Here is a 10789-nt window from a genome sequence, read left to right on the forward strand (position 1 = left end):
CTGGTTGTGCCAAGTATTTTAGGGTTATCTTAAGTGTATTGTTCTACTTTTTGAAAACTAAATAGAATAATGGGAAATGAGAGGATTTAGGAAGAAATATGCTAAATTTTTCAGAAAATAAAAGTGTGGAGATGGGAGTAGAGAACGGTAAGGGGGGGTGCTAAAATAAGTTGAACATGATATAATAAGAATATGGACACTGAGATAAGAGAAAAACTAAGAGTGGCCTCGCTCTTGGCGATGAATGCTGGATTTATGGATGCTTTTTCCTTTTTCCACTTTGATGGGCGCTTTATCGGGATGCAAACAGGGAACATGATACAGGCGGCTGTTTATTTAGCCAAAGGGAATTTTATACGTGTAGTGGATTTTATAATTCCTGTTCTCTTTTTTGCTAGTGGGGTGGTTTTTAAAAACATTTATTCTTCTTACCTAAGGAAAAAGAATAAACCCGATACGATTTACCTGCTTTTATTGCAATGGACGGGTGTAACAATTTTTACCTTATTCTATGCAATGTTTTTAAAATTGCCCGTTTCTATCTTTGTTGGTTTTTTATCATTCTTTATGGCCATTCAGCACGATACTTTCAGTAAAACAAGAGGCCTTCCTTATGGGAGTATTATGATGACCGGTAATTTGAAGTCGACCATGGTTAACTTAACGAATTACGCGTTGACCCACGAGCAACGCTACTTGCAAAATTTCCGTGTCTTGGCCAGTTTGGTTGGTGCCTTCTTCCTAGGTACTATATTGGGTACTTATTGTGCCGATACCTTTGGCAATTGGACATTACTTGTATCCAGCACATTTTTAATTATCGTTTACTTTATGTTAAGGTTTGAAAAAAGCAAAAATAATTGACACGCTACAATCGGAGTAAAAAAAGCACACGCCCCCTATTTTGAAAGAACTCAAAAAATCAAATAACTGTAAAATCGTGACTTTGAGTATACCCTGCGGCTTCTTGAATTGTAACTGACTTATCTGGCGTTACATATTTTAGTTGTTGATAAAGTTCAGGATTGTAAGCTTCATTTTTCTTTGGCACGTGATAAATCGCGACCAGTAGTCTGTAACAAATCTCCATAATAGCTTTCTTGCATCCTCTGCGCATCTTTAGTTGGAGACGCTTATTTCTTCAGGAGGTTTCTTAGAACGGATTAAGGCATTCGAAATTTGAATAAGTATAGGTTTAAGATATTGTCCGTCTTTAGATATTCGTATAGAAAATTTCTTTCCAGCACTCTCATTTTTAGCAGGCACTACTCCAGCCCAACACCAAGCTCAGAGAGTACTCGACGAGACACAAGTAGTTATTGGATTCTTGAAGTCAGGGACGGCCTGTACAAGTTTCTGTTCTTCTTGAAATTCTTTCCCTAGTTCAGTAATAAGCTGATCAAGATTGCCCTTACAAAAAGTTAAGGCATCAAAATGCGCTTTAATGACACGTAGTTTATTCGCTTGTTCAGGGGTAATCTTGCAATCCGTAGCTAAAGTTAATTCTTCGACAGTTGCTCTCATGTTATTAGCTATCACATTATTTTTTCAAGGTTTAGAAGCTCATCAGGAGACCCAAGGATGCTCTTAATAATATTTTGAGCACTTTTCCGAAAATATCAGAAACAACACTTGAAATCTGAAGGTTAGACTAAGTTAAAGAATTTTGATAGCAATTTTCGTCTGCTGTTTGAAGGCGAGCTAATTTTATTTGGTAACGAAATAAATAACGGAGTTGCCTAATTTTGAGTGGCGGAATAAAACTGCCAGAAACCAGATCGTGTTTGTATAAATCCGCAATCCATTGCGTATTCTTCTTATCTGTTTTCTTTCCCCGTAGATCCTATATACATATCAAAACAAGAGTGGTATTCTAACCACTGAGCGAGGTCTTTAAGACCGTTGGTAAAGGTTGAAAATCGGTGATGGATATATTCCGTAATTCCTTTGTTGTTGGTGTGAACAATCACCGCAATAGCGAAAGATTTATGGACGTAAATCCCACAACAGATGGGATACACAAATTTTAACATATAACATCCTCCTAATATAATATTGTAGAAATTCTCCTCAAGGACTGCGAAGCTTTTTACAAACGAGTCGTTTATTCAAAAGTAAGTTTACGTGCTTTCTGCCCCATTTAGTTGTTCTTGTAAAGCTACACTACACCTATAAAGATGTAAGGTTGAAACGTGTGCTAACATCTACTCTCTTCCCGGGGGGGATAAGCAGACTTATCCAAGAACAGGATAACAAAAATTAAAAGAAAATACTTCATCCAAGCAGAACACTTTTTAATTTCGTGTTGTGCCTTGAAGTGGAAAGGAATGACTATAAATATGAAATTAACAGCACTCGGTGTATGGGGGGGTTATCCCACACGTGATGCCGGCACAACTTCTTATTTATTGCAAAGTGAAGAGGGATTTAATCTTTTATTGGATGCTGGATCACGTGCCGTGACGGAACTTGAGCATGAGCTTTCACCCAATGATTTGGATGCAATCATCTTGAGCCACTACCACGAAGACCACATAGCAGACTTGGGCGCTTTGCGTCAATATCGTCAGCTGCAAACAGTGAAACCAGAAATGTTGCCAATTTATGGGCATCAGGAAAATGAATATGAATTTTCAAAATTATCTTTGGAAAATGTCAGTGAGGGAATTGCTTATGATATCGAAAATGGCACATCTGTTGGACCCTTTGATATTCAGTTCTTAAAAACAGTGCATCCTGTTATTTGCTACGCGATGCGTATTGTTGAGAGAGCGACAGGACAGGTTTTAATTTATACAGGAGATACGGGCTATTTTGCAGAACTTGTTGATTTTTCCAAAGATGCAGATATCTTGCTGGCTGACGTTTATTTCTTCAAGGATAAGGCCAAAATGCCTAACCACTTGTCCAGTGTAGAAGCAGGAGAAATTGCAGCACAAGCCAATGTGAAAAAACTAGTCCTCACACATCTGCCGCAAGTTGGTGACTTACAGGTATTACGTGGGGAAGCGCAAGAAGCAGCAGGAAATATACCGGTTGACTTGGCTCAACCCCATATGAAATGGACGGTATAATGGAGTTTAGCCAGCAAGAAAAAGAATATTTCATGCAGCAAGCACTGCTTGAAGCCCAAAAGGCAGCAGAAAATGAAGAAGTGCCCATCGGCGTGGTCATTGTACACGAGGGTGAAGTAATTGGCCGCGGCTTTAACCGCCGAGAACTTGATGGCCGTGCTACGCACCATGCAGAAATTTGTGCGATTGAAGCTGCTAATGAAGCTGTAGGGAACTGGCGTTTATTAGACTGTGCTTTATTTGTTACTATTGAACCTTGTGTTATGTGTGCTGGAGCCATTGGTTTAGCTCGTATTCCACAAGTATACTTTGGCGCAACAAATCCCAAGTTTGGAGCTGCGGTAAGTTTGTATCAAATCTTGGAAGATAAACGGCTCAATCATCGTGTCACTGTAGAAAGTGGCATTTTAGAAACTGAGTGCGCCGATATCATGAAAGATTTTTTCCAACATCGGAGAAAGAGAAATAAAGAAAAAAAAGAGCAGGTGTAACTGTTCTTTTTTAGAGGAAATTTCTGTAAGTTTTTGTTACCATAGACAAAGGATAAAATAGAAAAACGAGGACAACTTATGGACGCCGAGAAAACTCCCAAGCAGCGCTACAAAGAAGAAACAGCACCTTACTGCGCCTGGCTCAATAGTATCAGTATTCCTATTGGATTGATTGTACTTTTTATCGCTGTTTTCCTTGGATTTACGATCAATGCAGCAGGAGTAATTCTTGTTGTGTTTGCGATTATTACCCATATTGGTTATGTACGGATTCACTCACCTAAAATCTGTCATGTAGCACCCATTCTTTATTATTTTTACAATGTACTGGCAATTTTTTATGTGATGACTCTCATCGCGCAACCACAAGGAAGTATGCTTGTAGCTATTCTTTCTTTGATTAATTTCCTTGTATTGATTTTGGTGATTGTCTTTTATTTTATTGGAGCAAATGCTATCAAGAAACAATTTCCAACCATGAAAGAAGATTATGAACGTGCTGTGGAAGTTTATAAGGGGCGGAAATCTTCAAGTAAATGATAAAATTTTTTTGATAAAGTCAAAGCTTGTCAAAACAAGAAGAAGTATGTTATAATAAATTTCGGAGCAATAAGTTTCTTACGAAGCGTGTCAGGACCTGACGGTAGCAGCACTAAGTATGGAGCTTATGTGCTCTTTTTTTTGTGATAAAATAATTTATTTTAACTTCATACCGCAGGAAAACTTTATCAAAAAGCTTTTTCATTTGCCTTCGTATTAAACATAGCGTGTGCTATACTTAATGTGCAAAAAAAACTAATAATGATTATAAAAAGTATAGTTATATCTTGCTATGCTTTTTTAGGTCCATCTTCAAGTTGTTCCGAAAGTAAAACTAGAAAACCATCCGTACAACGGATGGTTTTGACTTGAAAAAGTCGAATAAGCAATATAAATTATATGCCTATTAACGAAAATCACTCCACAACAATTTGTTTAGCACTCCCCGCACTGCCCGAAAAGTCAATGCTTAGAGTGTTTGTAGCTTCATCAAAACTTACGCCGTCACTCATCGAAAGGATATGCTTGAAATCTTTTGGCAATTGGATATGAGCAGTTTCATTGGTTTGCGTGGGATTTGCGATTGTGTATGTGGTTTGGGTTTGCTTGGTTTGTTTTAACAAGGAAATCGGCTTGTCTGTGGTGATGTCTGCTAAGCTTCCTCCCGTGGTAGCCCAGAAATTAATTCCTAAATAGCCAGCGGTTTCCATTTGCACAGCTTGGATACTTTCGGTGTTTGCAAGAATTTTAAGAGTATTATCTTGGGTATAATTTTTAAGCTTTTCTTGCGTTACTTCAGGAAGAATAACATAAGCATAGTTTGCATTTTGAGGATGTTGCCCGTGGTTTATCAGGAATTTGCGATATTCGCCACTATAAGTTTTGTCACTTGGAAAGGCACTATTGATAGCGGCGTAAGTTCCTGTTTTTTTTTCACTTTGCACAGTGACGTCTGAAGAAGTTGGGAAGTAATAACCAATAGAAGCATTTTGATGGTCAGACTGCAAGAGGAGCCAATCTTTTTTACTTTCTTCAGAAGCATCAGTGATATTTCCCTTATTTGAAATGACTTGATAGTGATATGCGTCATTAAGAAGACGGTTGTCCACGACCGTTTCGATGGAAGCAGTTGTGTCACCACTAATTCCCGCACCTAAGGCAATGGTCTGGTCTTCAAGAACAAACCATGATTTTTTAGCACGAAGATTCATCGGAAGGACGGTACCGTTGTTTTTAGTGCCTTGCTTATTAAGCGCCATACCCATCACGGCTTGATTTTCTTCAGCTGCTCCACCGACCCATGTTTCGGGAGAAGTTACGGTAGTAAAGGATGAGTTTTCATCTTGAAGCGCTACAGTATCTATGGTTGTCCCAGGTAAACGATAAGGATCAACCGTTGGCCAGTAACTATTACCAAATTGGACACCGTCGTTATTATAGAGATAAAACATGCCATCAGCTGTATGCCAGCCACGTTTATTTTCACCATTTCCTGCTTCAAAAGAAGAGGTGCGGTTGGAGTATAGGCTTAGGCTTGTCATGTAAGTTGGATTACTTTGAACAAAACGATCCATTGAGGCGAAGACTTTTGTTCCCGTAAAGGGGAGCATATCTCCAGTGATTGCACTATTTGACATTAAAGAAAGGGTCATCTGTAAGTCATTATAGTCCCTCGTGTTATTGAGATAATAATCAGGATTGGTTTGCATCCAGTATTTCACTGCTTCTTGCAGCTTCTTTTGACTTTCTTCGGATGCTAAGTTAGCAACGATAAGCAAATTATACATCGTGGTTGAACCGTAGCCGACCTGCGTATCTTTCGGAGCGCGTGAGATTGATCGTCCATTGACACCTGGAAGCATCGCTCCTTGATAGATGAGAGGGATAAATGATTGTTCAACAGTAGAGACAAAGTTTGAAACAGTTTGACTGTCCATTTCAAAGCTTGAACCTTTGGTGGTAGCGAGGATTTGTCCGACACCTTTCACAAGAACATTGCCGTAAGAACCAGTATAAGGGATGTTATTGTGCTGAATAAAAGAGCCATCAGGATAAAAGCCGTCTCCCTTGGTTACTGTTTGAAAAACTTCTTTAATACTGTTTGATGCCAGCTCGATCTTACTTTCATCTTCTTGTAAAATTCCTAAGCCAAGCACAGATAAGGCCAAGTCTGTTCTATTTGCTCCAGTGGTTGAAAAATTAGTAATGAAAGCCAGATCAACAAATACATCCTGTGCTTTCGTATAGAGTTGCTGATAAGGATTGGGAACATAGGACTGGATTGCTTTGGTATATTCCTGTATTTTATCTGACGGTAGCTTATCACCAAGAATCATTAAGCTGCCAATAAATTTTTGAGGAATCCCAACCTGCCAATCCCACCAATTGCCATAGTATTTCTGACCATTGTAGCCCTTTTGACTTACCATAAAATCAAGTCCAGACTGAATATCAGTGAGCAGTTCGGGATTGAGATAGTAATCTGTTCCTTCAGTGCCATAAGCCTGTGAGAGAAGGTAGAGGTTAGAAAATTGGGTCGTCAGATTTGCAGAAGGTGTGTCCCCAGCTTTCAAAGGCCACAGCTCTTTTCGATCAGGGCTACGATTCATACTTTGGTAAAGGTTTTGAGCATTCTTGGACAAAGTATTCACATATTTGACGAGTGGAGTATTGTTAGAATCATAATTTTCAGTGATTAGTTGTTGCTTCCACTTGTCACGTAAGCTTATAAATTGCTGCGTATCTAAAACTTCAGGTATACTGTTAACTTCGCCAGTTTTCAGTGATAAGAGCGACAGCTGACTCAGATTACCAAAAAGACGTAAACCTGTGGCTCCGGTCCAGTCCCCATCGATGGTTGACCCATCGCTGTAAGTAACATGGGGATTATCATAGATTATCTTGCCGTTAAGGTAAGCTTTAATACTCGTGTCCTGATAACGTAGAAGTAGCTTATAGGTCTGCCCGACCTCGAGACTTTGACTGTGGATATCTGTTATCCATTTGCCTCCTGGCTGACCAAGCTGCCAGTTTCCGTTACTCATATAAGCAAAGGACTGATAATTTTTGGTGTTTTCTGCGCCAGCCCGAAAGACAAGCCCAAAATTTGTTTGTCCATTGTATACAAAAGTTATTTGCACATCACCAGAACTACGATTTCCTGCATCTGTATTGAGCGAAATACTTTCATAACCTGTACTTATCTTTTGATTAGCTATATTTAGCTGTCCTTGAGAGATTCTTTTATCTGCTAGGCCAACCAAATCTTTCCAAGTCCCAAGCTGATTACTGAAATCAGAAGTATAGCTCTCCGCTGTAGCTCGTTGACTGAATGTGAAACTTATTGAAATGCTCACAAGTAAGAAAGCAATAAAATAAAATAGTTTTTTTGTCATTTCATATTCTCCGTGTATTTATTTATATTCCCAATGCTTGTTTTAAAGTACAATAAAAGAGACTTAGAACAGTTAATCTAAATCTTTTCAATATTTACTTTTGGACGCTCCTTTTCTTTATGATAAGTAGTATAATTTAACATGTTATATTATCTATGAGTAAGTATATAGTATGTTAAGAAGATTGTCAACCTATTTAGATAACGCTTACTTGCGCACTATTGAGGGATAATTAATTTTTAGGTAATAAATATCTCGGCTGTAGTTTTTTATTAGACCATCAAAAATTTCTTGCTATTTTGTCAAGTAAAAGTTATAATATAACATGTTAATATATTAAGAGAGGTTGAGTTATGAATACGAATAAGAAAAAATTAATTCAGCTCGGTCAAAATATCGACCAAGCTTGGCTGGACAATCAAATAAAGAAAATAATTGTAAAAATTGAAAGAAACATGGAGCGTTTTGGCGATGATTTTCCTTCGGCTTGTGCCACAGATGGGAAATATCGTATCAAAGGGAATGACGACTGGACCAATGGATTTTGGACAGGAATGATAGCTTTGGCTTATGAATATACAGGGGATGCAAAATTCTTACATCGTGTCGAAGCCAACATGGAAAGTTTCCAAAAGAGATTAGACGATCATTTTGTGTTAGATCATCATGATATCGGGTTTCTATATAGTCTGTCAGCGGGGGCGGCTTATAAGTTAACTGGAAATGAAACTTATAAAGCGACTTTACTTCAAGCTGCGGATGTCTTGCTTCACCGTTTTCAAGAAAAAGGTAATTTTATTCAAGCTTGGGGCAAGTATGGCGATCCTAAAGAATATCGTGTCATTATTGATTCATTCATCAATCTTCCCTTACTCTTTGCAGCAACAGAATATTCTGGTAAAGCAATTTACAAAGAAGTAGCGCTGAAGCATTATGCGACTTTGCTCAAAACAGTTTTCCGTGACAATGCAAGTACTTATCATACTTATTATTTTGATCTCGAAACAGGACAACCAGCATATGGAGCTACACATCAAGGACATAGCGATACGTCAACTTGGGCACGTGGGCAGGCATGGGCTATTTTAGGAATTCCGCTTAATGAAAGTTATATTCATTCCGCTATTTTTCCTGAGGTATACCCTTCTGTGGTAGAAGTTTTCTTGAAGCATTTGCCTCAGGATCTTATTCCATATTGGGATTTTGATTATACAGATGCAGAACCATCTGCTAAAGACAGTTCAGCAGCAGCTATTGCAGCGTGTGGCTTCTTAGAAGCTGCACAGCAAAAAGCTTATCCAGAAGCAGAGGGTATGGCTAAGGGACTCATTTATCAGTTGGGAGAATTTTATACTGAGGCAGCAGATGGAAATGAAGGCTTGTTGCAACATGGGGTATATGCTTTTGCAGAAGGCAAAGGTATTGATGAACCTAACCTCTGGGGCGATTATTTCTATTTTGAAGCGCTCATGCGCCTAGCGAATGACAAATGGAACCGATATTGGTAAGGAGAAGTAGTGAAAACATTTCAAATAAAAGAAGAATTTATGCTGGATAATAAGCCAGTTAAAATAATAAGTGGTGCTATTCATTACTTTAGAATTCCCCAAAGTCAGTGGGAAGACAGTCTTTATAACCTGAAAGCACTTGGTGCAAATACTGTAGAAACTTATATTCCTTGGAATATTCATGAACCTGAAGAAGGAGTATTTGATTTTGAAGGCATGAAAGATATTCGTGCTTTCGTTAAGCTGGCTGAAAGTTTAGGGCTCATGGTTATTTTACGGCCTTCTGTCTATATCTGTGCCGAATGGGAATTTGGCGGACTTCCAGCCTGGTTGCTGAAGGAATCAGAAATGCGTCTTCGTTCCACAGACTCACGCTTTATGACCAAGGTGGAAAACTATTTTAAGGTATTACTTCCATATCTTTCACCATTACAAATCACTGCAGGTGGTCCTGTTATCATGATGCAAGTTGAAAACGAATATGGTTCTTATGGGATGGAGAAGGAATATCTTCGCCAAACGATGGCACTTATGAAAAAATATGGGATTAATGTACCCTTGTTTACTTCAGATGGTGCTTGGCAGGCAGCGCTTGATGCGGGTTCTTTGATTGAAGATAATGTTTTGGTTACAGGAAACTTCGGCAGCCGTTCGAAAGAAAACGCAGCAGTGCTCGCAGGATTTATGAAAGAACATGGTAAAAAATGGCCGCTTATGTGTATGGAATATTGGGATGGTTGGTTCAATCGTTGGGGAGAACCGATTATTAATCGTGATCCGCAAGATTTAGCAGATGAAGTTAAAGCCATGCTGAAGCTTGGTTCGCTTAATCTTTATATGTTCCACGGTGGGACCAATTTTGGCTTTTATAATGGTTGCTCTGCGCGTGACACGGGAAATCTACCACAAATTACCAGCTATGATTACGATGCCTTGCTAACAGAGGCAGGGGAACCTACTGCCAAATATTATGCTGTTCAAAAAGCGATCAAAGAAGTGTGCCCAGATGTTTGGCAAGCGCAGCCTCGTGTCAAGGAAATTGAAAGTCTTGGTTCTTTTAAAGTTTCAGAGAGTGTATCTTTATTTAAGACTAAAGATAACATGATGAAGGCTTTAACAACCGCTTATCCTCTCACTTTAGAAGCAGCAGGTACAGGCTATGGTTATATGCTTTATTCTACTGTCTTAAAAAATTATGGTAAAGAGACTAAACTTAAGATTGTTGAAGCGAGCGACCGTCTCCAAATTTATCTTGATGGTCAACATAAACACACACAATACCAAGAAGAAATTGGGCAAGAAATATTGTTGGATGTAGCGGAAAATCAAGAAGAGATTCAAGTGGACTGTTTAGTGGAGAATTTAGGCCGTGTCAATTATGGCTTTAAGTTTAATCATCCAAGTCAGCAAAAAGGTATACGTGGTGGCATGATGCATGACATACATTTTCACCAAGGTTATACACAATATCCTTTAGATTTCTCTGCGGAACAGTTAAGTGGAATTGACTTTAGTGCAGGTAAAAATCCAGCACAGCCTTCTTTTTATCGCTTTAATATGAGCTTGGATAAGGTGGCAGATACTTTCATCGATTGCTCGAACTATGGCAAAGGTGTTATCATTGTGAATGGTAAGAATCTTGGTCGTTATTGGAACCAAGGGCCTGTGTACAGTTTGTATTGTCCGAAGGACTTTCTCCATGAAGGAGAGAATGAAATTCTTGTCTTTGAAACAGAAGCTGTAGAAATTACCAGCTTAAACTTTTCAAGTCAACCAGTATT

At 38.7% G+C, this 10789-nt stretch carries 7 protein-coding genes, 1 other RNA gene and 1 pseudogene; 7 read left to right on the plus strand and 2 right to left on the minus strand.

The window, feature by feature from the left end:
• Positions 1-192: 192 nt before the first annotated feature.
• Entirely contained in the window at positions 193-864 is a 672-nt protein-coding gene (locus LACDD01_RS00040) for a YoaK family protein (protein ID WP_061412396.1), read from the plus strand.
• 58 nt (positions 865-922) lie between these two features.
• On the opposite strand, the pseudogene LACDD01_RS12565 reads toward LACDD01_RS00040, so the two are convergent.
• Positions 923-2033 (minus strand): annotated as a pseudogene (locus tag LACDD01_RS12565) (transposase).
• Positions 2034-2339: 306 nt separating this feature from the next.
• Here LACDD01_RS12565 and LACDD01_RS00050 point away from each other — a divergent pair.
• The 4 genes from LACDD01_RS00050 (at position 2340) to ffs (ending at position 4254) form a co-directional block, all read left to right on the plus strand.
• Positions 2340-3074 carry an MBL fold metallo-hydrolase gene (locus LACDD01_RS00050; protein WP_061412398.1) on the plus strand — a complete coding sequence of 245 codons (735 nt, stop codon included), beginning with the start codon at positions 2340-2342 and terminating at the stop codon, positions 3072-3074.
• Positions 3074-3565, plus strand: coding sequence for a tRNA adenosine(34) deaminase TadA (gene tadA / locus LACDD01_RS00055; RefSeq protein WP_061414100.1), 492 nt, complete (start codon positions 3074-3076; stop codon positions 3563-3565). The genes LACDD01_RS00050 and tadA overlap by 1 nt, the downstream gene beginning before the upstream one ends.
• 78 nt (positions 3566-3643) lie before the next feature.
• Positions 3644-4105, plus strand: a complete 462-nt coding sequence (locus LACDD01_RS00060) for a hypothetical protein (RefSeq protein ID WP_061412401.1) — start codon at positions 3644-3646, stop codon at positions 4103-4105.
• Between the two features lie 53 nt (positions 4106-4158).
• Positions 4159-4254: signal recognition particle sRNA small type (gene ffs / locus LACDD01_RS00065), an RNA gene on the plus strand.
• 267 nt (positions 4255-4521) lie between these two features.
• Here the strand turns inward: ffs and LACDD01_RS00070 are convergent.
• Positions 4522-7500, minus strand: coding sequence for a polysaccharide lyase 8 family protein (locus tag LACDD01_RS00070; protein WP_061412404.1), 2979 nt, complete (start codon positions 7498-7500; stop codon positions 4522-4524).
• Positions 7501-7853: 353 nt separating this feature from the next.
• Between LACDD01_RS00070 and LACDD01_RS00075 the strand changes: the two genes are divergently transcribed.
• Both LACDD01_RS00075 and LACDD01_RS00080 read left to right on the plus strand, forming a co-directional pair.
• Positions 7854-9008: a glycoside hydrolase family 88 protein gene (locus LACDD01_RS00075; RefSeq protein ID WP_061412407.1), complete on the plus strand. Its 1155-nt coding sequence runs from the start codon at positions 7854-7856 to the stop codon at positions 9006-9008.
• Positions 9009-9017: 9 nt separating this feature from the next.
• Positions 9018-10789: glycoside hydrolase family 35 protein (locus tag LACDD01_RS00080; RefSeq protein ID WP_082779228.1), on the plus strand; the 1772-nt coding region annotated here is incomplete at its 3' end.

It is taken from the genome of Lactococcus sp. DD01, assembly GCF_001578715.1.
Classification (GTDB): Bacteria; Bacillota; Bacilli; order Lactobacillales; family Streptococcaceae; genus Lactococcus; species Lactococcus petauri.

Bases quoted from the DNA above. Each gene is read 5' to 3' on its own strand.
- LACDD01_RS00050 (WP_061412398.1), top strand. From the start codon at position 2,340: ATGAAATTAACAGCACTCGGTGTATGGGGGGGTTATCCCACACGTGAT.
- LACDD01_RS00070 (WP_061412404.1), bottom strand. From the start codon at position 7,500: ATGACAAAAAAACTATTTTATTTTATTGCTTTCTTACTTGTGAGCATT.
- tadA (WP_061414100.1), top strand. From the start codon at position 3,074: ATGGAGTTTAGCCAGCAAGAAAAAGAATATTTCATGCAGCAAGCACTG.
- LACDD01_RS00040 (WP_061412396.1), top strand. From the start codon at position 193: ATGGACACTGAGATAAGAGAAAAACTAAGAGTGGCCTCGCTCTTGGCG.
- LACDD01_RS00075 (WP_061412407.1), top strand. From the start codon at position 7,854: ATGAATACGAATAAGAAAAAATTAATTCAGCTCGGTCAAAATATCGAC.
- LACDD01_RS00060 (WP_061412401.1), top strand. From the start codon at position 3,644: ATGGACGCCGAGAAAACTCCCAAGCAGCGCTACAAAGAAGAAACAGCA.